General features: G+C 68.7%; 20 protein-coding genes and 3 pseudogenes. 11 read left to right on the top strand and 12 right to left on the bottom strand.

The window, feature by feature from the left end; all coding sequences use genetic code 11:
- Nucleotides 1–103 precede the first annotated feature (103 nt).
- Entirely contained in the window at nt 104–1,285 is a 1,182-nt protein-coding gene (locus OHA64_RS01140) for an ROK family protein (RefSeq protein ID WP_405606624.1), read from the bottom strand.
- 226 nt (nt 1,286–1,511) lie between these two features.
- On the opposite strand from OHA64_RS01140, the gene OHA64_RS01145 reads away from it, so the two are divergent.
- Together OHA64_RS01145 and OHA64_RS01150 are read left to right on the top strand one after the other, a co-directional pair.
- A complete protein-coding gene (locus tag OHA64_RS01145) occupies nt 1,512–2,963 on the top strand; it encodes an APC family permease (RefSeq protein WP_405606626.1) in 1,452 nt (483 codons plus the stop codon).
- A gap of 160 nt (nt 2,964–3,123) precedes the next feature.
- Nucleotides 3,124–3,231 (top strand): annotated as a pseudogene (locus OHA64_RS01150) (IS5/IS1182 family transposase); the annotation flags it as partial.
- Nucleotides 3,232–3,327: 96 nt separating this feature from the next.
- On the opposite strand, the gene OHA64_RS01155 reads toward OHA64_RS01150, so the two are convergent.
- Nucleotides 3,328–4,467 (bottom strand): PucR family transcriptional regulator, encoded by a 1,140-nt coding sequence (locus tag OHA64_RS01155; RefSeq protein ID WP_405606628.1) that lies wholly within the window; start codon nt 4,465–4,467, stop codon nt 3,328–3,330.
- A gap of 86 nt (nt 4,468–4,553) precedes the next feature.
- Here OHA64_RS01155 and OHA64_RS01160 point away from each other — a divergent pair, with 86 nt between their 5' ends.
- From OHA64_RS01160 to OHA64_RS01170, 3 genes are all read left to right on the top strand, one after another.
- Nucleotides 4,554–5,609, top strand: a complete 1,056-nt coding sequence (locus tag OHA64_RS01160) for a ferredoxin reductase (protein ID WP_405606630.1) — start codon at nt 4,554–4,556, stop codon at nt 5,607–5,609.
- Nucleotides 5,610–5,616: 7 nt separating this feature from the next.
- A complete protein-coding gene (locus OHA64_RS01165; protein WP_405606632.1) occupies nt 5,617–6,735 on the top strand; it encodes a fatty acid desaturase family protein in 1,119 nt (372 codons plus the stop codon).
- Between the two features lie 276 nt (nt 6,736–7,011).
- Nucleotides 7,012–8,235, top strand: coding sequence for a hypothetical protein (locus OHA64_RS01170; protein WP_405606634.1), 1,224 nt, complete (start codon nt 7,012–7,014; stop codon nt 8,233–8,235).
- Nucleotides 8,236–8,259: 24 nt separating this feature from the next.
- Here the strand turns inward: OHA64_RS01170 and OHA64_RS01175 are convergent, their stop codons facing one another.
- Nucleotides 8,260–9,243: an NADPH:quinone reductase gene (locus OHA64_RS01175; RefSeq protein ID WP_405606636.1), complete on the bottom strand. Its 984-nt coding sequence runs from the start codon at nt 9,241–9,243 to the stop codon at nt 8,260–8,262.
- 20 nt (nt 9,244–9,263) lie between these two features.
- Nucleotides 9,264–9,842 (bottom strand): PadR family transcriptional regulator, encoded by a 579-nt coding sequence (locus tag OHA64_RS01180; protein WP_405606638.1) that lies wholly within the window; start codon nt 9,840–9,842, stop codon nt 9,264–9,266.
- Nucleotides 9,843–9,968: 126 nt separating this feature from the next.
- Here OHA64_RS01180 and OHA64_RS01185 point away from each other — a divergent pair, with 126 nt between their 5' ends.
- On the top strand, nt 9,969–10,361 hold the full coding sequence (locus OHA64_RS01185; RefSeq protein WP_405606640.1) for an ester cyclase: 393 nt from the start codon (nt 9,969–9,971) through the stop codon (nt 10,359–10,361).
- 688 nt (nt 10,362–11,049) lie between these two features.
- On the opposite strand, the pseudogene OHA64_RS01190 reads toward OHA64_RS01185, so the two are convergent.
- A pseudogene (locus OHA64_RS01190) lies at nt 11,050–11,488 on the bottom strand (transposase family protein); the annotation flags it as partial.
- A 160-nt stretch (nt 11,489–11,648) separates the two neighbouring features.
- On the bottom strand, nt 11,649–12,554 hold the full coding sequence (locus OHA64_RS01195; RefSeq protein WP_405623801.1) for an alpha/beta fold hydrolase: 906 nt from the start codon (nt 12,552–12,554) through the stop codon (nt 11,649–11,651).
- Between the two features lie 845 nt (nt 12,555–13,399).
- On the opposite strand from OHA64_RS01195, the gene OHA64_RS01200 reads away from it, so the two are divergent.
- Nucleotides 13,400–13,900 (top strand): sortase, encoded by a 501-nt coding sequence (locus OHA64_RS01200; RefSeq protein ID WP_405606642.1) that lies wholly within the window; start codon nt 13,400–13,402, stop codon nt 13,898–13,900.
- 178 nt (nt 13,901–14,078) lie between these two features.
- Nucleotides 14,079–14,666 carry a class F sortase gene (locus tag OHA64_RS01205; protein ID WP_405623802.1) on the top strand — a complete coding sequence of 196 codons (588 nt, stop codon included), beginning with the start codon at nt 14,079–14,081 and terminating at the stop codon, nt 14,664–14,666.
- Nucleotides 14,667–15,089: 423 nt separating this feature from the next.
- Here the strand turns inward: OHA64_RS01205 and OHA64_RS01210 are convergent, their stop codons facing one another.
- Entirely contained in the window at nt 15,090–16,196 is a 1,107-nt protein-coding gene (locus OHA64_RS01210) for an IS110 family transposase (protein WP_405606644.1), read from the bottom strand.
- A gap of 296 nt (nt 16,197–16,492) precedes the next feature.
- On the opposite strand from OHA64_RS01210, the pseudogene OHA64_RS01215 reads away from it, so the two are divergent.
- Nucleotides 16,493–17,694: pseudogene (locus OHA64_RS01215) on the top strand (IS110 family transposase).
- 491 nt (nt 17,695–18,185) lie between these two features.
- On the opposite strand, the gene OHA64_RS01220 reads toward OHA64_RS01215, so the two are convergent.
- From OHA64_RS01220 to OHA64_RS01235, 4 genes are all read right to left on the bottom strand, one after another.
- On the bottom strand, nt 18,186–18,377 hold the full coding sequence (locus OHA64_RS01220) for a hypothetical protein (RefSeq protein WP_405623803.1): 192 nt from the start codon (nt 18,375–18,377) through the stop codon (nt 18,186–18,188).
- Nucleotides 18,374–19,075 carry a class I SAM-dependent methyltransferase gene (locus OHA64_RS01225; RefSeq protein ID WP_405606646.1) on the bottom strand — a complete coding sequence of 234 codons (702 nt, stop codon included), beginning with the start codon at nt 19,073–19,075 and terminating at the stop codon, nt 18,374–18,376. The genes OHA64_RS01220 and OHA64_RS01225 overlap by 4 nt, the downstream gene beginning before the upstream one ends.
- A 96-nt stretch (nt 19,076–19,171) precedes the next feature.
- Nucleotides 19,172–19,363 (bottom strand): hypothetical protein, encoded by a 192-nt coding sequence (locus OHA64_RS01230; RefSeq protein ID WP_405606648.1) that lies wholly within the window; start codon nt 19,361–19,363, stop codon nt 19,172–19,174.
- Nucleotides 19,364–19,693: 330 nt separating this feature from the next.
- Nucleotides 19,694–20,347, bottom strand: coding sequence for a class I SAM-dependent methyltransferase (locus OHA64_RS01235; RefSeq protein ID WP_405606650.1), 654 nt, complete (start codon nt 20,345–20,347; stop codon nt 19,694–19,696).
- A 1,233-nt stretch (nt 20,348–21,580) separates the two neighbouring features.
- Between OHA64_RS01235 and OHA64_RS01240 the strand changes: the two genes are divergently transcribed.
- Together OHA64_RS01240 and OHA64_RS01245 are read left to right on the top strand one after the other, a co-directional pair.
- The gene (locus OHA64_RS01240) at nt 21,581–22,399 is read left to right on the top strand and encodes an oxidoreductase (RefSeq protein ID WP_405606652.1); all 819 of its coding nucleotides are present in this window, start codon (nt 21,581–21,583) and stop codon (nt 22,397–22,399) included.
- Nucleotides 22,400–22,936: 537 nt separating this feature from the next.
- On the top strand, nt 22,937–23,296 hold the full coding sequence (locus tag OHA64_RS01245; RefSeq protein ID WP_405606654.1) for a calmodulin: 360 nt from the start codon (nt 22,937–22,939) through the stop codon (nt 23,294–23,296).
- Nucleotides 23,297–23,520: 224 nt separating this feature from the next.
- On the opposite strand, the gene OHA64_RS01250 is transcribed toward OHA64_RS01245, so the two are convergent.
- On the bottom strand, nt 23,521–23,979 hold the full coding sequence (locus OHA64_RS01250; RefSeq protein WP_405606656.1) for a hypothetical protein: 459 nt from the start codon (nt 23,977–23,979) through the stop codon (nt 23,521–23,523).
- Nucleotides 23,980–24,271 lie beyond the last annotated feature (292 nt).

Consider the following 24,271-nt stretch of genomic DNA (forward strand, 5'->3'; position numbering starts at 1 on the left):
CGCTACGGCACTGCACGTGCAAGTTAGGAAACTTTACTAACTTGGCCTCAAGGTAGGGGGCCGGACGAGACGTGTCAATCACCGTTGCCGGTATGCGAGTTGGTCAGGACGCCGATCGGCGCTCGAACACCACGTCCCGCGCGGTCCCCAGAGCCGTGGCCACCGCGCCCAGCAGCACCGCGTCCTCGCCGAGCCGGCCGGCCACGATCTTCGGCCGCAGGGGGGTGAGCGCGCGCAGGTTCTCCCGTACGGGCCGCAGCAGCAGGTCCACGCTGTGCCCCACGCCGCCGCCGAGGACCACGAGATCCGGGTCGAGCACGGCCGCGGCCGCCGCGACCGTGTGCGCGATCCGCTCGCTCTCCAGCTCGACCGCCTTGACCGCGGCGGGATTTCCCTGCCGGGCCGAGTCGAAGACCGCCTTCGCGGTGAGCTGCCCGGTCATCCCGAACCTACGCGCCGACTCCACGACCGCCACCCCCGAGACGGCGTCCTCCAGCGTCCGGGGCCGCTGCTGCCCGGGCCACGGCAGGAACCCGATCTCCCCGGCACCGCCGTGCGCCCCGGGGAAAACCCGGCCCTCGCTGACCACGCCCATGCCGAGCCCCGTACCGATCATGATGTACGCGAAGAGCCTGCTGCCCCCGCCGACGCCGTAGGTGTACTCGCCGAGCGCCGCCAGATTGGCGTCGTTGTGGACCTCCAGCGGTACGCCCAGCTCCTCACGCATCCGGTCAACCAGCCCGGCCCGCCCCCAGCCCGGCAGATGCATCGCGAAGCGCACCCGCCGCCGCTCCGCGTCGTACACGCCCGGCGTGCCCACCACGGCGTGGGCCACCTCGTCCTGGGCGACACCGGAGTTCGCGACCACCTGCCGTGCTGTGGCGACCACGAGATCGGCCAGGGCGCCGGAGGAGCGGGCCCGGTTGCGCACGTCCGCCCGGGCCACCAGCTCGCCGTCCAGGTTGGCGACCGCCACGCGCAGCCAACCGCGCCCGATATCGATGCCGAGCGCGTACCCGGCGGACGGGTCCGGGGCGTAGAGGACGGCGACCCTGCCGCGTTCCGGCGTGTGCGTGCCGACCTCGCGCACCAGGCCCGCCTCCGCCAGGGCCGCCAGCGCGCTGGAGACGGTCGGCTTCGACAGGCCCGTATCCCGGGCGAGTTGCGCGCGTGAAGCGGCGCCGGCGGAACGCAGCCGGTCCAGGAGCAGGCGCTCGTTGGTGCTGCGCAACCGCTGACGGTTCCACGGCTGATCCGGCTGCTCGGCGGCGTCACTGGCGGGCATCGCACCATTCTCACGCATGTGGGACACCCTCTTGACGCATCTAGTAAGGCTCCTTAACTTTATCGCCCAAGCGAGAGTCTGTGCCTGAGAACCGGCTCTCAGCCTCGCCGGGCGAGCCAAGGGGAGCCCAGCGTCGGCCGGATACCCGCCGCCCTTGATCCGTCGGCCGCCGAGTGGCGTCGGTCGGCACGTCGTACCTCTCCCCGCGTCCGCTTCAGGAGGACCCATGTCCGGTAGCCCGCCACCCGAGGGCGGCTTCGTCCGCCGTGTCGGCCTGTTCCAGGCCACCACCATCAACATGAGCCAGATGTGCGGCATCGGGCCGTTCGTGACGATCCCGCTGATGGTCGCCGCGTTCGGCGGCCCGCAGGCGGTGATCGGCTTTCTCGCCGGCGCGTTACTGGCCCTCGCCGACGGCCTGGTCTGGGCCGAACTGGGCGCGGCGATGCCCGGCTCCGGCGGCAGCTATGTGTATCTGCGCCAGGCCTTCCAGTACCGCACCGGACGGCTGATGCCGTTCCTGTTCGTCTGGACGGCGATGCTCTTCATCCCGCTGATCATGTCCACCGGCGTGGTCGGCTTCGTGCAGTACCTCGGCTATCTGGCACCGGACATGGGCAGGACGACCGGCGACCTGGTCGGCCTCGGCATGATCCTGCTGGTGATCGTCCTGCTGTGGCGGGGCATCGAGCACATCGCCCGGATCACGGCCGTGATGTGGGCCGTCATGATCACCTCGGTCCTTCTGGTGATCGTGGCCGCGGCCACCGACTTCAGCGCGGACCTGGCCTTCACCTACCCGGCGCACGCCTTCGACCTCACCAGCAACCACTTCTGGCTGGGTTTCGCCGCGGGCCTGACGATCGGCATCTACGACTACCTCGGCTACAACACCACCGCGTACATGGGCGCCGAGATCAAGGACCCGGGCCGTACACTGCCCCGCTCCATCATCTTCTCCATCCTCGGCATCATGGCCATCTACCTGCTGCAGCAGATCGGCACGCTCGGCGTCATCGACTGGCACCGGATGACGGACGCGGGCGACATCGCCTCCACCTCCGTCGCCTCGGCGGTCCTGGAGGAGACCTGGGGCAAGGGGGCGGCCGACACGGTCACGGTCCTCATCCTGATCACCGCCTTCGCCTCCGTCTTCACCGGCCTTCTGGGCGGCTCCCGGGTACCGTACGACGCGGCCCGCGAGCGGGTCTTCTTCCGCCCGTACGCCAAGCTGCACCCCAGGCACCGCTTCCCCATGCTGGGGCTGGCCACCATGGGGGTGGTGACGGCGATCGGTTTCCTCATCGGCCGCCACACCGACCTGGCGACGCTGATCCAGCTCCTCACCACGGTGATGGTCCTCGTACAGGCGCTCGCCCAGATCGCCGCGGTGACGGTCCTGCGCAGGCGGCAGCCGAACCTGCGCCGCCCGTACAAGATGTGGCTGTACCCCCTGCCCAGCCTGCTCGCCCTGGTCGGCTGGCTGGTGATCTACGGCTATGCCGACAAGAACTCGCCCGGCCGCCATCCCATCGAATGGTCGCTGGCCTGGCTGGCTCTCGGCATCGTGGCGTACCTGCTGTGGGCGCGCTTCGAGAAGGTCTGGCCGTTCGGACCGAAGGAGATCACTGAGGAATACCTCACCGCGCCGGTCGGCCGGCCGGCCGGGGCTCCATGAGGAGCAGTACGAGACGACGTTGCGTTGACGGTAGATCTGCCGGTCGAGCGTCGGTGGCCGCCCCCGCGGCTGCCGCGGTTCGTGCCAGTGTCGGTGCTGGTCGGTCTTCTCTGGGATGGTGTAAAGGGGGACCAACAGGCCGGACGAACCGGATGATCACGCCCTCGGCCGATCCCGAGGCGGACTGACGACCAACATCCACCTCGCCTGCGACGGCAAGGGGCGCCCGCTCGCAGTCCTGGTGACGCCAGGGCAACGTCACGACAGCATCTGCGGCGCGACCTCTTCTGGAGTGATGGCACCGAGAACGAGGCACCATTCCTTGACCGCTCGCGGACGCGGTCGTGGACGGTCGAAGTACGCGTCAGCTGACCCGAAGACCGACCGCCAGCGTCAGTTCAAGGACCCGGTGTGGCGATGCGAGATCCGGAAACAGCTCCCGCAGCTGCGACATCCGGTACCGGACCGTCTGGGGATGGACGAACAACGCCGCCGCCACCTCGTCCCGCCTGCCCTGGTGCAGCAGCCACTCCCGCAACGTCTCCTCCAGCCGCCGTGCGGTCGCGACAGGCAAGGTACGCAACGGTGCGAGGGCTCGGGTACGCAGGTCTGCGAACGCGTCCACGTCGGCGCTCAGCACCAGTTCGGGCAGATGGTCCTCGGTGTCGCGAATATCAGGGGAGAGGGAGCGCGCGCGTACGGCTCGTGCGTACGAGGCGGACGCACGAGTCCATGGCCGGGCCGGGCCGACCACGGCGGTGCGGTCGGTCAGCTGCCGCAAGAGATGTGATCGGTCGGCATCGGGGACGAGCAGCACACCGGTGGCATCCGGCAGATCGTCGAGGACGAGGGTGCTCGGGTCGAGCGTGCGGTAGGCAGGCCGGGCCTGGGCGGCGGGCAGCAGGACCGCGGTCAGAGAAACCGGAGGCTGCCACCCGGCCCGTTGAACTGATGCCAGCAGCACGTCCGGGCTCGCGCCGGCGAGGAGGTCGCGGGCCAGGTGTTCCAGGTGGCGCTCGTGGGCCCTGCCCCGGGCGGCCAGTTCGTCGGCGTGGCCCGCGGCGCTCGCGGCGGAGAGCTCGTCGATGTAGGCGAAGGTCAGCTCGGCGAACTTGGCGACCTCGGCGGCGGGCAGACCTGCGGGCACGGCACCCGCTGCCAGGCATCGCCAGGCCACGCGGGCGCCGACGCGGTAGGCGCTGAGCAGGGCGTCCATCGAACGGCCGTCGCGCACCTCGCCGCGGCCCAACTCGTAGGCTGCGTCACCGGCGTCGCCGCCTGTGGCGTTCCCGCTCGCGAGGTCCAGGTAGTGCCCCAGGGCGGTGCGGACGGCTCGGCGGATGGTGCCGCCCATGCGGCCCGAAAGGGCGTTGGCGTAGGTAGGGACCTCGTCGATGATCGCCTGGACGACCTCGTCGGCGGTCGTCTTCAGCGCGGCCCGAAGTGCGGTGACCGTCGTCTCATCCAGGGCCAGTTCGCTGGCCCTCCGGATTGCATGGTTCACGTTTTGTTCCCTGCGAACAATTCAGCCGACCAGATTTACGTCCTGCGGTCAGGACTTTACGCCTTGAGGCGCAGCAAGCTGGAGTCATGACGAGTGCAGCCCTCCGCAGCAGGGCGTGGAAACTGCTGGAGATGGTCACGACGCCGCTGCTGCCGTCGGACTACCTCGACCTGGTCAGCCCGCTGCGTGCGGGCGCTGACCTGCGTGGGCGCATCGAGGCCGTGCACCCCGAGACGGGGGACGCCGCGACTGTCGTGATCAGGCCGGGACGGGGCTGGCTCGGCCACACAGCCGGTCAGTACGTGCGGATCGGGGTCGACGTCGACGGGGTGCGCCTGTGGCGTGCCTACTCCATCACCTCGCCGACAAACCGCCAGGACGGCCGCGTCACGATCACCGTGAAGGCGATCCCGGACGGCAAGGTCAGCAACCACCTGGTCCGCAGGGTGAAACCGGGCACGGTGATCCAGCTCGACCAGCCGACCGGTGACTTCGTGCTGCCGCAGGCCAAGCCCGCCAAGGTGCTCTACCTGACGGCCGGCAGCGGCATCACGCCCGTGATGGGCATGCTGCGTGACATCGAGTTCGACGACGCCGTCATGGTCCACTGCGCGCCACAGCCGCAAGACGTGATCTTCCGCAACGAACTGCACGACTTGGTCGCGGACAAGAAGCTGCGGCTCACCGAGGTGCACACCGACACAGACGGCATGCTCGACATCGCCCGTCTCGACGAACTCGTACCCGACTGGGCCGAGCGCGAGACCTGGGCCTGCGGGCCCGCGGGCCTGCTCGACGCCGCCAAAGAGCACTGGACCGAGCACGGCGTCCAAGAGCGCCTGCACACCGAACGCTTCCGCCCCAGCATCGTCGTCACCGGCGACGGCGGCGAGGTCACGTTCAGCGCCACCGGCAAGACCGTCGACGCGGACGGCGCCACGCCGTTGCTGGACATCGGCGAGGAGGCCGGCGTGCTCATGCCCTCCGGGTGCCGCATGGGCATCTGCTTCGGCTGCGTCACGCCCCTCAAGGCGGGCGCCGTCCGCGACCTGCGCACCGGCGAGATCACCGAGGCCGAGCCGGGCGTCCTCATCCAGACCTGCGTGTCCGCCGCTGCGGGCCCCTGCGACATCGAACGGTAGGAGCACCTTGACCGCCATCGACCCCACCGCCCACCTGACCGCGGAGCAGATCGAGGAGCTGGGCCGCGAGCTGGACGCGATCCGCGACGAGGTGATCGCCGGCCGCGGCGAGAAAGACGCCGCCTACATCCGTAAGGTCATCTCGGCGCAGCGCAAGCTCGAGCTGGTCAGCAGGGGCGTGCTGCTGTTCTCGATCTTCCCGCCCGCGTGGCTGCTCGGCACCGCCGGGCTGTCCGTGGCGAAGATCATGGACAACATGGAGATCGGCCACAACATCCTGCACGGCCAGTGGGACTGGATGCGGGACCCGAAGATCCACTCCACCACCTGGGAATGGGATCACGTCTCGCCGGCCGACCAGTGGAAGCACTCGCACAACGAGCTGCACCACACGTACACCAACGTGATCGGCAAGGACAACGACCTCGGCTACGGCATCATGCGCGTCGACGAGGACCAGAAGTGGCACCCGTTCCACCTCGGCCAGCCGCTGTGGAACTTCATCAACGCCTGCTTCTTCGAGTACGGCATCGCAGCGTACGACCTGGAGCTCGGCAAGAACCTGCACAAGCGCCGCCGCAACAACCCGGAGTTCCGCGCGCGGGCCAAGGCCGTGGGCCGCAAGATCCGCAAGCAGGTGCTCAAGGACTACGTGATCCACCCGCTGCTGTCGGGCCCGTCGCTCCTCCCCACGCTCGCCGCCACGTTCACCGCGAACCTGGTCCGCAACATCTGGACCCACTCGGTGATCATGTGCGGGCACTTCCCCGAGGGCGTGCAGGTCTTCGAGCGCCGCTCGATCAAGGGCGAGACGCGCGGCCAGTGGTACCTGCGCCAGATGATGGGCTCGGCGAACATCAGCGGCAGCAAGGCAATGCACTTCATGACCGGCAACCTGTCGCACCAGATCGAGCACCACCTGTTCCCGGACCTGCCGAGCAACCGGTACGCCGAGGTCGCGGTGAAGGTGCGCGCTCTGTTCGAGAAGTACGAGCTGGAGTACGTCACCGGCCCGCTGCCCAAGCAGGTGTTCTCCGCGTGGCACAAGGTCTTCCGGCTCTCACTGCCGAACAAGAAGCCCAAGGTCAAAACGCAGGACCGCGAGCGGGAGCTCGTCGCTGCCTGATTCCCGGTATCGGTCCAGATCTCTCGGCCGTACCGGCGGCACCGCCGGGTTCGGTGAAATCCGTTGCGGACGATGGGCGACCGCGACGTCAGACCGTACGACACGGGAACAGCGATCGCGCCGCCCCCATCCCGCTTCGACCACCTCGTCGACGTCGAATCCGTCCACCATCCCGAAGCCGAGGCCTGGGCGCCTTAACCACTCCCGGCGGTGATCTGCCGACGGATAGGAGGCTGTTGGTGGGACACATGTGGTAGCTCACGTAAACGGCGAGCTGTGGTGTGGGAGCGAGACCGGCTGGCGTTCGAGCGGCTTCGGCAGCGGCTCGCCCGGCGCGGAACCGGTGCCGGAGAGGCGTCGCGCCAGTGGTCGGCGCACTACGTGGTCTTCGACCTGGTCCACGCGAGCGAGGACGTGACCGGGTGGGCGTACGAGCGGCGGCGCGCGGCGCTGGAGGCAATGTTCGCGGACCTGGGCTTGGCGGCACTGTTGACGTTGTGCCCGTCGACCACTGACCCGGCGGTGGCGAGGGGGTGGCTGGCGTGGACGGCGGCCGGGGTGGAGGGGCTGTGCTTCAAGCTGCTTGAAAATCTCGCCCTCCTCACCAACTGGGTCGCACGGACCGTGGCCGAACTGCCAGCGCGGCACGCCAACCTCATCCGTCCGTTCGCCGAGTGGCACATCATCCGCGACGCCCGCCGACGCTCATCCCGCGGCCGTTACACCTACGCCGCACACAAGGGTGACTGCGGCAACGTCCTCGCCGCCATCAACTTTCTGAACTGGCTCGGCACCCAGCACCTGAGTCTCTCCCACCTCCAGCAGCGGCATCTGGACACCTGGGCGATCGAGCGGCCAACCCTGCGCTCCCGTTCCATCCCCTTCCTCCGTTGGAGCACTGCACGACGCCTCTGCCCGCCCGATCTGGTCATCGAGCGCTCAGCCGCCCAACTCCCGGGCCACTTCCAGGCCGAGGAGGAGCACCGAAAAGAGCTGCTGCGCTGCTTCAACGACACCGCTTTGCCTCTGGAGGTCCGCGTCGCGGCTGCTCTCGTCCGCCTCTACGCCCTCCCCCTGACCCGCATCGTCGAACTCACCGACGACCACATTCGCCGCGACCAGGGGCAGACCTACCCGACGGTCAACCACCACCCCTTCGTGCTCCCGCCCAAGCTCGCCCGCCTCATCGACCATCAGCTGCAGTACAGCCCCCGGCACAGCAACGCGGCCGGATGCAGATACCTCTTGCCCGGTCACAGCCCTGGACGCCCGCGCAACCCCCTCGGCCTCGCCGACACCCTGAGACACCACGGTCTGCCCGCCCGCGCTGCACGGAACACCGCCATGATGGACCCCCTGGTAGACCTGCCGCCCATGGTCATCGCCGACCTGCTCGGCATCCACCCCAAGACAGCCGAACGCTGGGCCACCCTCGCCGGCGGGAACTGGGTCCGAATACTTGGCAGCGCGACGGGCCGACCCGTAGGGCTAGGCAGTTGAGCAGGGCAGTGTTCCGAGTCTGCGCTATTGGGGGATGGTGAGCAGGATGCGGCCGTGGCCACCGCCGGCGTCGACGTGGTCGTGGGCCTTGGCGATGTCGTCCAGCGGGTGGCGGTCGCCGACGGCGACGGTGAGGGCGCCGACGGCGGCGGCGGAGGTGAGGTCGCGGGCGGCCTGGCGCTTGGCCTCGGCGGGGAAGTCGTCGCTGCCGAGCAGCCTCAGGGTGACGTTGTTGAACAGCAGAGGCCAGAAGGGGATCTCGGTGCGGTCCGTGCGGGTGGCGTAGGCGGCGATGACAGCGTTGTTGGCGGCGACGGCGTTGTCGAGATCGGCGTTGTCGGACAACGCGACCTCGATGATCCGGTCGACGCCCCGCGGCGCGTACGAGCGGATTGCCGCGGCGGGCTCGCCGATATCCAGGGCGACGGCGTGGGAGACGACGGCCGGGTCGACACGGTCGAGGTCCGCAGTTCGGCGGACGGTGGCGATCACGGTGGCGCCGGCCCAGTGGGCGAGCTGGGCGGCCAGGGAGCCGACGCCGCCGAGGACTCCGTGGACCAGGACCAATTGGCCGCCGACCGGGCCGTCGGCGAAGACGGTGCGGTGGGCGGTGATGCCGGGGATGCCGAGGCTCGCGCCCAGCTCGTCACTGAGGTGGTCGGGCAGGAGTGCGGCCTGGTGGTCGGGTACGACGGTGTACTGGGCGGCGGTGCCGAAGGGGCGGTAGGACTGGGCGCCGTATACCCAGACCCGTTGTCCCACGCGGTGGACGTCGACCCCGTTGCCCACCGCGTCGATGACTCCCGCGGCGTCGCTGTGCGGGATCACCCGCGGGAAGGGCATGGACGAGCCGAGCCAGCCGCGCCGTTTCTTGGTGTCGCCGGGGTTGACGCCCGAGACGGTGACGCGGACGCGGACCTCGCCGGGGCCGGGGACGGGATCAGGGAGTTCACCGACGTGCAGGACATCGGCGGCGGGGCCCTGGTCGTCGTACCAGGAAGCAAGCATGGGGGTACCTCCGTGGGCAGTCAGCTCGCGGGAGCGGCGGGCGCATGCGGATCACTGTCGGAGCGTCCGGTGTCGAATACGGGCGGCTTCTCCCCGAGGGTCTCGCGCAGCCAGGTCCGTTCGGCGCGGCTGGTGGCGCGGGCGGTGAGCAGCATGCCCCGCCGGTAGGGGTCGGCGATCTCCTCGGCACGCAGGGGCCGCTCGTTGTCGTAGAAGAAGCTCGCCGGCTCTTCCAGGAACTCCAGCCGTCTGCGCAGCACCGCGTGCTGCTCGGCCACGTCGGGCAGGTGGGAGAGGAAGGCCAGGACGACGTAGAACCGGGTGAAGTCGGTGATCTCGTGGTCGGCGGGCTTGCGCAGACGGTGAAGCATGTCGGCCCGCCCGGCCGCGGTCAGGCTGAGCACGTACCGGGCCGCCCCCGCGGCCGGGTCGGCGTGCCGCTCGATCAAGCCCGCCCTGGTCAGACGGCTGATCGCCGGATACAGGCTGCCGTCACTGACCGGCCGCGTATAGCCGGTCAGCTGTGAGACGCGGCGACGCAGCTCGTGTCCAGGCAGGGGTCCCTCGGCGAGGAAGCCGAGGATCGCGAGTTCCAGCATGAGTCCATCGTCGCACGCGAACATCGAATCGATGTGAACATCGATTCGATGTTACGCTCGCAGGCACCCGCCCAAACGTCTCTGGAGAGGCACAGCAAGATGCCATCGCAGTCCACCGAGTCAGTGATGAACCGCTTCGTCGAGTTCATCAACACGGGCAACGAGGATCTCGCCCACGAGGTCATTTCTCCGGACGCGGTGTTCCACGCGCCAAGCCACCCGGAACCACTGCGGGGGCCCGATGGGTACATGGAAGTCCTCGGGATGATGCGCAGCGCCTTCCCCGACGTCCAGTGGACGCTGGAGGAGACGGTCACCGAAGGCGACACGGTCGCCGCGCGGTTCACCATGCGGGGAACCCACGACGGTGAATTCTTCGGGATCCCGGCGAGCGGCAACAAGATCTCGGTGCAGGCCATGAACTTCTACTACCTGGCCGACGGCCGGATCGTCGGCGAACGGGGCCAGCCCGATCTCCTCGGGGTGATGCAGCAGATCGGTGCCGTGCCGGCGCCGTGAACCTCGTAGCGCCGGGTGAGCCTTCTGCCGCGCGGGATTGCCGCTGCCGGGAGGGGGCCGTATGGCGCGGCGGCAGAGCGCGAAGGCCCGCACCGGAGCGCGGGCGGCCGACGCGGGTTCACCGCAAGAGGTCGGTCTTCTTCTTGATCCGGCGTTTTCGCTCAGACAGCGCCCGTTGCGGCGAGAGTTGTACGCCTCGTCACCGCTGACGTGACCGGGCCGAGTGTGGGTGCTCGCCCAGCGGGCGAATACTGCAGCCCTCGAATACCGACACTCCACCAGTTGGCGCGGGCGACCACCGAGGCCGTGATCGGTGCGGTCACCGGCTCTCACGCCGCTCCCCGCACGCTGCTGCAGCGCGGGCGCTCCTGACCCCGGGACCGCGAGCGGAACGTGCGCGGTCCTCGTGTCGACGGTCGGGCAATTCATTCCCCATCCCGAACGTCACGTAATTCCCCAGCCTCGATGTTCTCGGCCGACTTCGTGAGCCATCCGTTGGGAACCGTTGGCGTCGACAGCGTTGTGAAGGCGTGGAGCGGGCTCCACGCCATGTTCTTCCGGGTGCGGGACGGGCGCATCACCGAGCTGTGGGGCCTGTCTTCACTCAGCCGCCCCGGGCGCTGAGTTCAACGTTCAGCCTCCCTGGGAACGGTGCGCGGGGACAAGCTGATGGGGCTGGTGAACGTCAGCGGTCCGTTCTCACGACCAGGCGGCTGTTGGCGTCGATGACGACCTGCAGGTTGGTTTAGCGCTAGTTCTTGCTTGAAGCGGCGACGCTGCGGTCACGGGTGGGCACCAGGGTGCCGTCGACGATGTAGAAGGTGTCCTTACGCGGCCGGCGAGCCGGGGAGATCGCCAACAGCGGCGCAAGGTGATCGAGAATGCGGTTCGGCCGCGGACTTCGAGACCCCGAACGGTGGCGCCACCTGCCGCGATGTGAGATTCGTGCGCCAGTACGTCGCCACCAGCAACACCCGGTCCTCCAAGGACAACCGCCACGGCCGACCACGCTGCACGTCACCACCGCGACGCCGCACCAACGCCACCAGCCTGGCGAACTGCACCTCGGTCAGACCCGAGAACGGCTCGATCCACTTCGGATCATCTGCTGAGATCACCCCACCCATGCCCAGCCAACGCACCAACCGCACCAACCGCACCACCAGTTACAGGACAACCTCTAGGACGGCACACCATGCGCCGCCAGCACCCAGGCCGCCGCCAGCTGACGAATACGCCTGGATCTTCCTCGCCAGGTGCCGCGCTCAGCCGACCAGGAGATCGAGGCTATGTCCCCGCCCCTGGTCGGGCGCGGGCGTCCGTGGCCAGAGTGTGGTCGAGAACGGCCGCGGCCAGGGGTGCGTGGACGGCGCCGGGCAGGGCGTGCCCCATGCCCGGTATCTCCACCAGCCGTGCCCCGGCGATCACTTGGGCGAGATGGTCGGGGTGCGGCGGTGGGAAGACGGGCTCGGCCGGGGCGGCGATGACCAGGGTCGGCACCTCGGTGCGCGCAAGTTCCTCGGTGCGGTCCATGCCGGAGTGGTCCGCGCGCCCGTGGGTCATGGGCGCCTCGTAGCGCCCGGCGTGCTCGATGATGCGGCGCTCCGAGGCCCGGAACTCCTCGGAGTCGAAGGGGATCTGATCGCCGTTGAGCAGCCGCCAGTGCTCCACGCGGTGGTCCAGCTCGCCCTCCAGGCCACGGTCCTCGTGGGGGTGGGACCACAGTTCGAGCACCCGGGCGTCGATGGGCGGGAGTCGGTCTACGGGAGTTCGGGAGCCGTCCGGGTGCGACAGTGGGGTGCTGCTGAGAGCGCCGGTGCCCATCACTGTCGCGCTGAGCAGCCGTTCGGGGTGATCGGCGATCAGCAGTTGGGTGAGCATGCCGCCCAGGGAGTGACCGACGATGTGCGCCCGCTCCACTTCGTACGCGTCGAGGACGGCGATCGCGTCCGAGGCGAGGTCGACGACGCGGTACGGGTGCGTGTCGAAACTGAAGCTGGAGCGGCCGGTGTCCCGGTGGTCGTAGCGGATGACGCGGTGGCGCACGGCCAACGCATCAACCAGTCCCTCCGGCCAGCCCAGCCCAGACGCCCCGGCCCCCATGATCAGCAACAGGGTGGAATCCCGGGGGGCGCCGCGCACCTCGGACCACAGCCGCACCGCCGGATCGACCTGGACAAACCGCTGACTCATGGCACCGCTCCCCACATCCACGATGACGAGACGAGCCGTCTCGTCGTCTTGCGTCATCATCATGATGCACACCTCCGGAGTAATGCAATACGACTCGTCTCGTCTCGCTGCCGACCGGACACTCGAAGGGTTGCCAGAACTCATCTCGATACCTTCTGAACCCCGGCGCACACGAGCCACGTGCGGCACCCGGTCCGCTCCGGCGGCGACAAACCATGTGTCCGGCGCAGACGAGCAAGGTATTACTCTGCGTGACGCCCGAAGATAAAGCACAAGCACAGGAAGCTGTGCCAGATCCGCCTGTCCGTCAGCTCCATGCTCACTGACCGGTCGGTGGAGAAGCCAGGAATACCAGGGCAGCCCGTTGCGAGACCAGCGGTTCGTCGTCGGGCGCGGAGGGAGGAAGAGGAGACGGAGGTCGCTCTCCTGCTGCGCCACTCCGACGCAGCCGCACCAGGAACGGCTACCTGGCAAACGCGCAGGACACCGCCCACCTGGAGACCGATGACGCGTTCCGGGGATCAACCGATCCACGGCTCTTGTCGGTCACTCGCCGCGCAGGAGGATGAATCGCGGCGACAGAAGCCACAGGGCGTCGGGCGTTTCCCAAGATCACCTCGGAGGCGGCCGCTGGTCCGTTCATCGCCTGTCCGGTGCATTTTTTCCAATCTCGCCCTCGGGTGGCTCACCTGCGTAAATGATCAAAGAAATGCGGTCGCTGGACCTGGCCCGGTGACCCATTCGTCCGTATGTCGTGTTGCAGCCCTGACGGTCTGTCGGTTCCCTCATGAGCGGAGCACTACAAAGGTGCCGCGCATTCCGGCTGGCTTCCTCGGAGGAACTTCATGCGTATCAAGTCTGTAGGCACCGGCATCGGTCTGGTTCTCGGTGCCGTCTGCCTGTCAAGCTCAGCCGCAGCGGCCGCGAGCGGCCCCACCGGTGATCCAGGTATCCACATCAGCCCGAGACACGCCGCCCCAGGCTCTACCGTCACCGTCAGCACGACAGCCTGCGGTGCGGAGACCTACGGCAAGGGCGAGTCTGAGGCAGGAGGCAAGTTTCACCTCCTCCCAGGCGACCGCGAGGGCGTACTGACCGGTGAATTCAAGGTGCCGGGTGGAACCGAGGCCGGTGGTTACACCGTCACCCTGAAGTGCCCGCCCCGAGTCAAGATCACGGGCGAGTACTGGGTTGGCACCGGCAACCCCAGCGGCGCGATCGACGCTGGTTTCGGGGCGGCGAACGTCAGGGGCACGCAACTTGCCCTCGGGACGGTGCTGCTCGCCGGAGCCGCCGCCGGGGTCGCGATCAAGATGCGCCGCCGCCCGGCCGGTGCCCGCACTTGACGCTCTGCCATGCCGACAGCCCCCGGGCCCGTGTCGGTCCGGGGGCTCGAGGATCACCCCGCCTCATTCGGCCCGAAGCGGAGGCTCTACAGCGATGAAACCCGGGTACGAGTCCGTCGATCCTTCTCCCTCGTTCAGCCCCTCCACCAAGTTTCTCGCCTGGGCTCTGGTGACGGGCATGGTGCTGGTGAGCACGGCGCTTCGGGGCGAACAGCCTCCACAACCTTCGACCGCGCAGTCCTTCTCCCCCTCCGTACGACCCGGCCCCAGCAGCACCGCATCGGCCCAGTACCCATCTGTGCCGGCGCTGCCCCCGTCGGATCCGGTTCGGCTGTGGGTCCCCGCCATCGGCGTGAATGCCCCAATGACGGGATTGACCCTCGACGAGACAGGGGCACTGCGTCCCCCATCAGACGATATGCCAGGCTTTGCCGGGTGGTACGGAGACGGCACGACTCCTGGCTCAGTGGGGACAGCCGTCACGACGGGACATGTCGACACGCCGGAAGGCCCCGGGGTCTTCTACCGCCTCGGGGCTCTGGCCAAGGGCGACACCATCGAGATCACGCGGGCAGACCAGCGAACAGCCGTCTTCACCGTCGACGCTGTGGAGCTCTACGACAAGGAGGCGTTTCCAGACGAGAAGGTCTACGGCAGTTCCCACCGGCCCGAACTACGGGTGATCACCTGTGGGGGCGAATACGCCGAAGAGACCGGCTACCAAGGCAATGTCGTGGTCTACGCGACCCTGACCGCGGTGACGTGACAAGACAGCCGCTCACCTTGACTCTGTCGGGGGTCTTGGAGTTCCCGGTGTGCCAGCATGATCAGCGGGCCGGCTCGGGGCTGTTTCGGAGATCGACGCAGTTGTCGAGGTGTTCGTTGTCGCTCCACCCCCATTCCGGTGAGCAAGTCCCTTCTCCGACCGCGCAGATCGCGCGGGCGGGCAATCCGGGCGGTACGACGGCGATGTGGGTGCGAGACCGGTTGGACGGGCTGTGGTGCGAGAAGGACTTCACGGTCTGGTACCCGCGCGACGGCCCTCCGTTATCTTCTTCGCGGTCCTGCAAGAGGGCCGCTGGCCTCCGGGCCCGGCATGGCTGTTCCCCCCTGTCGAAGGGATGACCTGGGGGTGGTGTCACCGAGGCCGGGAGGTGCCGTCAGAGACGCTGATGAGTGCCTCTGTGTGTCAAGCGGCAGCAGGGAAAGTCCTGTGGCGGTCGCGTTTGAGGGTGCGGTAGACGACGTTCGACAGGCGCCGCTTGAGGGCCCTGCGGGCCTCCGCAGGCGTCTTGCCTTCGGCGATTTTCCGCAGGTAGTAGTCCTGGCCTCGGCCGCCGTCGCGGATCTGGCAGACCGCGATGATGTGCAGCACGCAGTTCAGCGCGCGGTTGCCTCCGGTGTTGAGGCGGTGGCGGGTGTTCTTGCCGCTGGAGGCGTCCAGGGGTGCTGTGCCGGTGTAGCTGGCGAAGTGGTGCTCGGTGGGGAAGCGGGTGACGTCGCCGACGTGTCCGAGGAGCTTGGCGGCGAACACAGTGCCCAGACCGGGAAGCGCGGTCAGCGCGGTGCGGGCGGCGGCCAGCGCGTCGCGCATCTGGGCTTCGTTGTCACGGACTTGCCGGTCGACGCGCCGCAGGTCGGCAAGCAGATCCCGAGCGAGGTCGCGGCGGCAGCAGTCGGTGGCGGTGGCTGGGCGGATGCCCTTCATGAGGGCGGCGGCCTTCTCCGCGGACAGGCGGGTGGAGGCACCCCCGGGCAACAGGTCTCGCAGCACGGCGTGGAGGCGATTGATGATGCGGGTGCGTTCGTTGACCAAGTCGTCGTGCCGCTCGGTCAGCAGCCGCAGGATCGTCGACTGGTCTTCCGGTTCGACCTTGCGCAGGTCGTGGCGGAAGAGGGCGACCTGGGCGACGTGCAGAGCGTCTGCTGCATCAGTCTTGCGGTCCCCGCCGGTGGCCAGGAGCCGGGCCCGGGCGGAGAGGGTAGAGGGCACGTCCACCACGTGCTCGCCGGCGCAGGCCAGCTGCTGTGCGAGGCTGCGGCCGAGTCCCTTGGCGCCCTCGACGGCGAAGCGGCGTTCCGGCCACCGCTCGCACCAGCTCATCAGCTGGCCGACGGTTCCGGCGTTGACGACGAAGCGCCGCTGGGCGAGCTGGTGTCCGGCGGTGTCGACGGCGACGGCGGTGTGGGACGACTTGTGGGGATCGATACCGATGGTGATCACGTGCACCTTGCCCAGGTCGAACGGGATGGGATGGGTGCGGTGGGCACTCTGACTTGAAGTCTCAGCGTCCATTTGGTCACGCCTCTGTCGAGCCACACCGCGCGGGTGCCGGCCGGCGGCGGCAAACTCATCATGAGCCAGCCCGAGTTGGGGCGGCATGAGGTCACGCGAGCCCGTGCCGGTCGGCACCCTGGACGCTACGGCTGCAGACCGCGCGTCTGGGGTCGATTCAACAAGTCAGAGGCCCGGCCACCGCCCGGTCCGGCGCAATGCCGGACAGCTCGCGGGCGACAGGTCTGCATAACGTGGATGCGCGAGTACGACACCACTGCCAAGGCCAGCACGTACAACTCTGCCGAAAGGGCGCGATGTTCGACACCGAAGACGTGGGCGTGTTCCTCGGCCTGGACGTCGGCAAGACCGCTCACCACGGCCACGGACTCACCCCGGCCGGGAAGAAGGTCTTCGACAAGCAGCTGCCCAACAGCGAGCCGAAGCTGCGGGCCGTCTTCGACAAGCTCGCCGCGAAGTTCGGCACCGTCCTGGTGATCGTGGACCAGCCCGCCTCGATCGGCGCCCTGCCCCTGACGGTCGCCCGCGACGCAGGCTGCAAGATCGCCTACCTGCCCGGACTCTCGATGCGGCGGATCGCCGACCTCTACCCGGGCGAGGCGAAGACCGACGCCAAGGACGCCGCCGTGATCGCCGACGCAGCCCGCACCATGCCGCACACACTGCGCTCGCTGGAACTGACCGACGAGATCACCGCCGAACTGACCGTGCTGGCCGGCTTCGACCAGGACCTCGCGGCCGAGGCCACCCGCACCTCCAACCGGATACGCGGCCTGCTCACCCAGTTCCACCCCAGCCTGGAGCGCGTCCTTGGCCCCCGACTGGACCACCCCGCCGTGACCTGGCTGCTGGAACGCTACGAATCCCCGGCCCACTGCGGAAAGCCGGCCGCCGCCGCTCGTCGAGGTGACCCGGCCCAGGGCCCCGCGCATGGCCCAGCGGCTGATCGACGAGGTCTTCGACGCGCTCGACGAACAGACCGTAGTCGTCCCCGGGACCGGCACCCTCGACGTCGTGATCCCGTCGCTGGCCCGTTCGCTCGCCGCTGTCCACGAGCAACAACGAGCTCTGGAAGCGCAGATCGGGCAGCTGCTGGAGGCTCACCCTCTTTCCCCGGTCCTGACCTCGATTCCGGGAGTCGCGGTCCGTAGCGCCGCCACCTTGCTGGTCACCGTCGGCGACGGCACCAGCTTCCCCACCGCCGCCCACCTGGCCTCCTACGCCGGCCTCGCCCCCACGACGAAGTCCTCGGGAACCTCCATCCACGGCGAACACGCCCCCCAGAGGCGGCAACCGACAACTCAAACGCGCGATGTTCCTGTCCGCGTTCGCCGCCCTGCACGACCCCGCCTCCCGCACCTACTACGACAAATGCCGAGCCCGCGGAAAGACCCACACCCAAGCCCTCCTCCGCCTGGCCCGCCAGCGGATCAACGTGCTGTTCGCGATGCTCCGCGACGGCACCATCTACGAACCCCGAACCCCACGCCTCACTTGACGAAAGACATAGACGCACCCCCCGGCCCCCCGGCCCATGCCAGGACTTCGCCGTCCGGGTCGGCCCCTTCGTAGAGCGCGCTCACCCACGCCCGGGCGACGACCACGGACCCGACGTCATCGCCGTCGCCCTGCAACACCCCCGCGGCTCGCACACGCCCTACGGCGAGCACCACCGGAAACTGGGCTGGCTGCGCTGCGAGACGACCGCGATCCTCGGTGCGTGGAATCCGGCCTACGCGCCGCTCACCCACGCCGCGGCGGGCCGGGACCTCCCCGACGACGTCGGCGTGGCGCCGGCGGACCACGGCGTCCACGTCGAAGCACGCCGCAGCGACGCTGCTCCGTATCGGCCCCTACTGCCAGACCTGGCTCGCTCCGTCCCCGCCGAAGGCATCTGGACCCCCGAGGGCCAGCCCGCGGTCGACAACGGGTTCGTCGTCTACCGCGGGCTGTACATCACCGGCATGAAAGCTCCGAACGAGGACGTCCCTACCCCGACAGGTTCGTCGTCCTTGGCCACCAGCGGTGGGAAGGGTGGACAGACAGAGTTGTCACGACGCCGAGGGCGACGTTCGAGGAGGTCCAGACGTCCAGGGCCGCCCCTTCCGGGTCCAGGCGGGCAACGAGAGCCGGGTCCTTAACCGCCCGTACGCCGTGGGCGATCCGTCGCCCGCTGATCACGTCGAGTGCGGCGCGCAAGCTGGCGCGTCACCGGGCCTCCGATGGGCCGGGCGGCGGGCGTAACAGAACAGGTGCTCCTCGGGCACGGCGAGTTCACCGGCCGGCACGAACGCCGAGACGGCGTGGTGCAGGATCTCCAGCCCGCATTCCTCCCGAAGCATCCGGAGGTAGTCGTCCGCGGCGAAGCTGGAGACGCGGACCGGCCGACCCATGAACTCGATCTGCACGCCCTCGACATCGGCCGGCACGGTTGCCGTCACGAGGTAGCCGCCCGGGGCCAGCCACCCGGCCATCCGCCGTAGCGCCGCCGTGGCCTGCGCCCGCGTCATCATCAGCAGCGGGAAGAACGCGCAGACCGCCTCGAAACCGCCCTCCGGGGTGAACTCCCCTACGTCGCACTGCTCGAACCGGGCGCTTGGCACCTGTTCCCGGGCCAGCGCCACCATCACCGGGGACACGTCGATGCCGGTCACCGAGCAGCCCGCCGCCGCCAGCCGCTCGGCGACTGGCCGCCCGGTGCCGCTGCCTACGTCCAGTACTCGGGCGCCCGACGGTAGCCGCCCGGCCAGCCAGTCGACCGCCTCCCACTGGGCCGGCAGCCGGCCGAACGCCTCCTCGTACGCGAGCCCCAGCCCGTCGAACAACTCGGCTGCCGACACGCTCCCGTCCCCGCCCGACCTGCGTTCCGTACCTGCCATGCCGTCCACGGCACCCCCTGTCCGCCGGCCCGGGACCACTTGCGGGCCACCACCAGCCCTACCCCGCCCGCGTGGCCCGCTATCCCCGGAGTGGAGTCAGCCCGGCCGCCAGCCCGGGGGAAGGGGGACCACGCCGACGAAGAGCGTCCGTTCCTGGAGTTCGGCGGGCACGGCCGAGGAAGGCGGCAGGGCGGGGATCCGTTCCGCCTCGCGGACCCGGAGCCGCACCGGGGCGGTGCCGGACGGCATGCGCAGAACCGACGGGGCCTCGGGGCTGTAGCTCGTCACCTGGCGGACAGCGGACGCCAGGCTGGCACAGCGGCCCGCGGCCGGTGAGCCCGATGTCGACGAGGTCCGTGGCGCCCGGTGCCGGCCGGGCCGTGCGCCTCTTCCAGGACGGCCTTCAGCGGGTTGGGAGGCCGGGACCCTCCTCAGCAGGGAGATGCGCAGGTCGGGACTGGTCCGCCCGATGGCCAGCCGGCGGCAGGGCAGCAGCCGGCATCGGATCCGCCACGGGCAACTGAGACACTCATCCGGTATCTGCACTCTGCCTCAGGTGGTCTGGTCCGATTCGCCTACGGTCTCAGGTGATCTGGTTCGCCTGCGTGTTGCCGCTTCTCAGCCAGGGGTGGGCGGCGGTTCGGCAATGCCGATGAAGTTCCCGGCCATAGACCGGATGCGGACCGACCACCCCAGAGCTGTGAGGTCGTCTGTGAGTGTCTGGGCATCGTGGAAGACCTTCACGATGCGGTACTGGCTGCCGTCGTCGAGCTGGCGAAGCGCGGTCGGGGTCGGCTGGTCCGCGAGGACCTGCTCGTAGGCGGCTGCGGCGGGGCCGTCGTCGATGAAGATTGCTTTGCCGCCCGGCGCGAGCGCGGTGGCGACGGTGTTCCAGAAGTCGGGTAGCTGTGTCGGCGGGACGTGGGATAGCCAGAAGGCGAAGAACACGGTGTCGTAGCGTCGTGGTGGCTGCCACTCGAACAGGTCGGCCTCAAGAAACTGGACGGTGGGGGATGCGGTGCGCGCACGGGCGAGGGCCAGCACTTCGGGTGACGCGTCGACAGCCGTCACGGAGTGAGCCCGCGCGGCGAGCCTCGAGGTCCATTGGCCCGTTCCGCAGGCCAGCTCCAGCACGTCCCCGGCGATCGGGAGGTCATCGACGGCAGCCAGTAATGTCTGCAGGTCTTCGTACTCTGCGTAGGGCCGGTCGTACTCGGCCGCGCCAGCCTTGTAGTAGGCCATTTGCTCTGCCAGGAGAGCGTCGTCGTTCATGTGGGTTCCTCTCGTCCGGGTTCGGTCAGAGCCAAGTGCGCTCAGCTCGTCGGCTTGGTCGCCACTGACACTGTCGGCCTTCACCTCTGGGCAAGGTCAAGTGTCCTGAGGGCGTGGCAAAGTCCTCGCCGACCGGCGGGCGTCGCTCATTTGGGTGACGTCTTCCGCGTCCACGTAGTCCTGCAGCCGCCTCCTCGGGTGCCGAGATACTTCGCGCTCGTTGTCTTCCCCACTCAGTCACCGTCTGAGCAGTCGAGGAGGGCGTGGACGAGGGCGTGACGTTCACGGATGCGGGCTTCGATCGGCGACATCTCCTTCGCCGACGGCGGTTCGGCGGCGAAAGGACGGTCCGGCAGGTCACCGGGACACGAGCCGGGTGGTCGCAGGCATTCGTTGTGCAGACGCACGCATTGTCCCATCGCGGTTCCCAGGTTTTGCCACAGGTGAGAGCGGTCACCGACCTCGACCGCCTGTGGAGCTCCGAGGCGGGCGCCTTCAGCGTAGGAACCGGCGCGATCTCGGCAGATCACCTCGACGCCAGGGTGTTCGCTGAGCCATGCGGCCAGGAGGGATCAGGAAGCGCCATCACTAGCGGCAGCAGTGTCATACGACTGACCGCACTGTGCAGCATTACGGCCAGCCGGCGCGAAGCAGGCGTCCGTCTTCCGTACCGAAACGTCAGCCCCCCCGACCTGCTCGACGAACGTACGACGCCCACACGGGGCGTTATCGCAGTACAACCGCCGCACGGTCAGCTCAATCAGCACCGGCTGGTCGCCGACCGGTATCGGCCAGCCGACGCTCGTAGCAGCTGTGCACACGACTCGACGGAAGCTCACAGTCCGGGCACCTGCAGAGCCGGGTGTTCCGCCGGTGACCCGGTCCTGCACCCGGGAGGGCGACCAGCAGGGCGTACGGGCCGGGTACGAGCGCGAGTGCGGCTGCGGTCATAGCGCCGAGCGCGATCAGTGCGGGGTCGTGCCGCTGCCCGGTGCGTCGCCCAATGGTGGCGTACAGGGTGCAGGAGCGGGACCAGCCCGACGACGACGGAGGCGGCGAACGCGGGAGAGGGCCAGCTCGTCGTCCGCTCGTGGTCTTCCCCTACCGCACCCCACACTTCCCGGATCTTTCTCGAATCACAGGACGTGACCACTTGCCATCGGCAGCCGACCCCCATATGGTCGTACGAGCGTAAGGCATACGAATGTAATTCAATTGGCTCTGGAGGCCATCATGACAACAACAGCCCGACCGGTGGCCCTCGTGACAGGCGCGTCCACCGGTATCGGAAAGGCGGCCGCCCTCGCGCTCGCCGCAGCGGGTTTCGAGACAGTGGGAACGAGCCGGAAGACATCGGGAGCCGACCGTCGCGACGGCGTGACGTTCCTCGCCCTCGACGTGGGCAGCGACGACTCGGTCGCCGCCGCGGTCGAGCAGGTGATCGAGCGGTTCGGGCGGATCGACATCCTGGTCAACAACGCGGGCATCGGCTCCTCGGGCGCCGCCGAGGAAAACTCTCTCGCCCAGGCCCAGCACCTCTTCAACATCAACGTCTTCGGTGTGATGCGCATGACCAAGGCCGTTCTCCCGCACATGCGCGCCCAGGGAAGCGGGCGCATCATCAACGTCTCGTCGATCCTCGGGTTCCTCCCCGCGCCCTACATGGCCACCTACTCGGCGTCCAAGCACGCGCTCGAGGGGTACACCGAGTCCCTGGACCACGAGATCCGCGAACACGGAGTCCGGGCCCTTATCGTCCAGCCGGGCGGTACCAAATCCTCGTTCGAGGCGAACACGGTCGAGCCCGACATGCCCATGCAAATCTACGCGGAGCAGCGGCGCATCGCCGACAAGCTGGCCTTGGCGGTCAACGAGGACGGCGACGACCCCGCCACCGTCGCGGAGGCGATCGTCGCGGCCGCCACCGACTCCAAGCCGAGGGTGCGGTACACCGCCGGCCGGAGCGCCCGGCTCCTCAGCGCGGCGCACCGTATCCTTCCCGCCGGGGTCTTCGACGGACAGGTCCGCAAGACCAACAAGCTCGCCGGCTGAGATCTGCAGACAACGCGCCGGGACCATCCCCGCAGGCGGGGAGCAGCTGAAGCCGGTGGACGAGGAGGGCGGGCAAGGCGGGAGGCGCCCTGCCCGCCGGGCCACGTGAGGTGGTCGTGCAGGGCGAAGACCTCGGAGCCTGGATCGTCGGGCAGCGGCCCCACGGTGCCCTGAGCTCCCGACACCCATTCAGGCTGGGCACCAGAAGCCCAGTTGAGACTCAGTCGGCTGGTAGGCCAGGGTTCCACTGCTGGTGAGAGCTCCTCCACTGACCTGGCGTGTGGTCAGGAAGGGACAGGTCGGCGACCAGACCGTAGTGATCGCTTGCGTACAAGCCGTTCACCGGGCCCGCCAGCACGCGCTGGCAGGAGGTGATGCGCAGCGTGGGCCCGTGAGGGCCGCAGCGGAGCATGATGTAGTCGATGCGGATGCACACGCTCACGAATGAGTGCTCAAAGTGATTATTTGCATACTTTGCGTAAGTATTGCCTGGCGTGCTCGAACCCGGCACCCCCGTCGACGATGAAGCGCATCACCATGGCAACCGCTCGTTTCGCGTTCCAGACGCCGCCCGGCCAGGGCAAGGAGTTCATCTTCGAACTGACCAATGACACCCTGATCGCCCACGCCCGCAAGGTCCTGAGCGGTGCGGAGAGGAGCAAGCCCCACGTCGCGGGCAGAATCGTGAAGAAGAAGGCGTCCTACAACCCGGACTTCAGCTACCACCTCGACCCAGCCACCATCAGCTTCTTCGACGTGGGGACGGACACGCGTGAGGATTCCGACGCCTCCGCGGGCTACGTCGAGGACCATTTGGATGAGGCCGGCGGAGCGTTCCTCCCCGGCTCCAACTGGTGCCCGTGGGAGTCAAAACTGACTCGTGAGGTCAAAGCCTGACCCAACCGCAACGGAGCCCCCGGCGCTGCAAGAGGAGCGCCGGGCGCTCCGTCGTGGCACCAGGGCTCAGCAATCCGCGGCACTCAAAGCACTAGCGAGCAGCACGACGTCATCGGTTCCGTATGCCGGATCACGGCCGGGGCGTTGATCGAACATTCGTGTCATTCGCCGGATCGCCCGCTGCGGGCCGGACGTACAAATCCGTCCGGCCCGCACCATGCTGGCTACAGCTGTGGCCAGAACTGCGCCGTGTACCGTTCCACGCCCTCCGGCACCTCGCGTGCAGCGAGCTCAGCGACCTGACGACGCCCAGCGCTCACCACACGCACACTCCACGTACCCGGCCCGTCCGACAGCTCGATACTGCCGGGCATAGGACCACCCGCCACGCTCCGCGCGCGCAACTTGCCCGACGAGCAATACACGCTCGCCTCGGCCGTCACCTCCCACAGACCGGCAGGAACGGCCGGATCGGCATCCCAGACCTCCACGGTGAGACTGGCCGTGTGGGTGTGCCCCGCACTCGTGAAGTCCAAGCCACCCTCCCGGGCGGAGAGAAACGGGCCTCGCTCGAATCCACCGGGAAACGTGACAGGCACCTGCGTGTCATCGCAGTCCTGCAAGGCCCATACACCGAAGTCGACCTCCGCGGACACCTCCTGACGCCTGATCAAATTCGGCATACCCCTCCTCATAAGACGCCCCCAGCGTCTGCCATCCCGAGGCAGTTGGCACGCTGCTGCGGGGCCGCTACGACCCGGCGGGCCGCCTGCGGTACGTCGGCCGCACCTCCACTCTGTCCCCGGCCGCGCTGTGGCGGACAACTGGCCCCGCCGCGCGGCGCGCATCCGTGGACGGGCTGGATGTTCTCGGCAGGGCTGGGGAACGCAACGCACCCTCGATGCCGTCCTGGTGCGGCCGGATGTCGTGATGGAAGTCGACGTCGATGTCGCCCGCGACCGCACGGGACGGTGA

The sequence above is a fragment of the Streptomyces sp. NBC_00076 genome (assembly GCF_045041235.1).
Lineage (GTDB): Bacteria > Actinomycetota > Actinomycetes > Streptomycetales > Streptomycetaceae > Streptomyces.

Excerpts from the sequence above, each read along its gene's own strand:
- OHA64_RS01140 (WP_405606624.1), bottom strand. The coding sequence starts at position 1,285 with ATGCCCGCCAGTGACGCCGCCGAGCAGCCGGATCAGCCGTGGAACCGT.
- OHA64_RS01145 (WP_405606626.1), top strand. The coding sequence starts at position 1,512 with ATGTCCGGTAGCCCGCCACCCGAGGGCGGCTTCGTCCGCCGTGTCGGC.
- OHA64_RS01160 (WP_405606630.1), top strand. The coding sequence starts at position 4,554 with ATGACGAGTGCAGCCCTCCGCAGCAGGGCGTGGAAACTGCTGGAGATG.
- OHA64_RS01175 (WP_405606636.1), bottom strand. The coding sequence starts at position 9,243 with ATGCTTGCTTCCTGGTACGACGACCAGGGCCCCGCCGCCGATGTCCTG.
- OHA64_RS01180 (WP_405606638.1), bottom strand. The coding sequence starts at position 9,842 with ATGCTGGAACTCGCGATCCTCGGCTTCCTCGCCGAGGGACCCCTGCCT.
- OHA64_RS01185 (WP_405606640.1), top strand. The coding sequence starts at position 9,969 with ATGAACCGCTTCGTCGAGTTCATCAACACGGGCAACGAGGATCTCGCC.
- OHA64_RS01195 (WP_405623801.1), bottom strand. The coding sequence starts at position 12,554 with ATGAGTCAGCGGTTTGTCCAGGTCGATCCGGCGGTGCGGCTGTGGTCC.
- OHA64_RS01200 (WP_405606642.1), top strand. The coding sequence starts at position 13,400 with ATGCGTATCAAGTCTGTAGGCACCGGCATCGGTCTGGTTCTCGGTGCC.
- OHA64_RS01205 (WP_405623802.1), top strand. The coding sequence starts at position 14,079 with ATGGTGCTGGTGAGCACGGCGCTTCGGGGCGAACAGCCTCCACAACCT.
- OHA64_RS01210 (WP_405606644.1), bottom strand. The coding sequence starts at position 16,196 with ATGGACGCTGAGACTTCAAGTCAGAGTGCCCACCGCACCCATCCCATC.
- OHA64_RS01225 (WP_405606646.1), bottom strand. The coding sequence starts at position 19,075 with ATGGCAGGTACGGAACGCAGGTCGGGCGGGGACGGGAGCGTGTCGGCA.
- OHA64_RS01235 (WP_405606650.1), bottom strand. The coding sequence starts at position 20,347 with ATGAACGACGACGCTCTCCTGGCAGAGCAAATGGCCTACTACAAGGCT.
- OHA64_RS01240 (WP_405606652.1), top strand. The coding sequence starts at position 21,581 with ATGACAACAACAGCCCGACCGGTGGCCCTCGTGACAGGCGCGTCCACC.
- OHA64_RS01245 (WP_405606654.1), top strand. The coding sequence starts at position 22,937 with ATGGCAACCGCTCGTTTCGCGTTCCAGACGCCGCCCGGCCAGGGCAAG.
- OHA64_RS01250 (WP_405606656.1), bottom strand. The coding sequence starts at position 23,979 with ATGCCGAATTTGATCAGGCGTCAGGAGGTGTCCGCGGAGGTCGACTTC.